This is a genomic window from Burkholderia sp. MSMB1826 (genome assembly GCF_001526325.1).
Lineage (GTDB): Bacteria > Pseudomonadota > Gammaproteobacteria > Burkholderiales > Burkholderiaceae > Burkholderia.
The window spans coordinates 1-611 of record NZ_LOYN01000027.1 but is presented as its reverse complement, the minus strand read 5'-3'; the positions used below and the strand labels follow the sequence as shown (position 1 = coordinate 611).

The window sequence follows — 611 nt, the reverse complement described above, 5'->3', positions numbered from 1 at the left end:
GCGAGTCGGTCCCACCCCTTCCCATCCCGAACAGGACCGTGAAACGACTCTACGCCGATGATAGTGCGGATTCCCGTGTGAAAGTAGGTAATCGTCAGGCTCCCTAAGCCAGAAACCCCCGCCCGATCAGGCGGGGGTTTTTGCATTGGCGCGGCGGAAATACGCGGTGCAGGCGGAAAGCGTCACCCAGCCTATCGGCGTTAGCACTCCACCGCCGCAATCAATTGCAGTGCCGGACCGTCAATTTAGCGCTCCGCTGTTCTCGAGCACTCCGTGGTTGTGCCCTCCAGAATCTCCCTGCACCTCCACCAACCGTACCATCCGTCTTCGGGATCGATTCCGTCGGTGCTGCACATCCGGCGACGGTGTTGTGATGGCCGGTGATGAGCGATGTTGATCAACGATGATCAATAAACATCGCTTTCTGACGCAAAATCCCCCTTGTCTTGTCGCATCTTCGATGCGCCGCGTCCCGGGCATCACGTGACCTGCCCCCTTCAATAGGGCCGATGGGCTTCTAGCAAAGTCCCTTTAAACCAGCTCCTGGAAAGCGGCGGGAGCATCCGCTGTTGCTCGGTGTTTCGCAGCAAACTCTGCTGGCGACAGGTAGT

General features: G+C 58.6%; 1 rRNA gene. It reads left to right on the top strand.

Annotation, left to right across the window (positions count from 1 at the left end):
• A 5S ribosomal RNA gene (rrf, locus tag WS95_RS17120) occupies window positions 1–100 on the top strand; the annotation flags it as partial.
• Window positions 101–611: the final 511 nt, after the last annotated feature.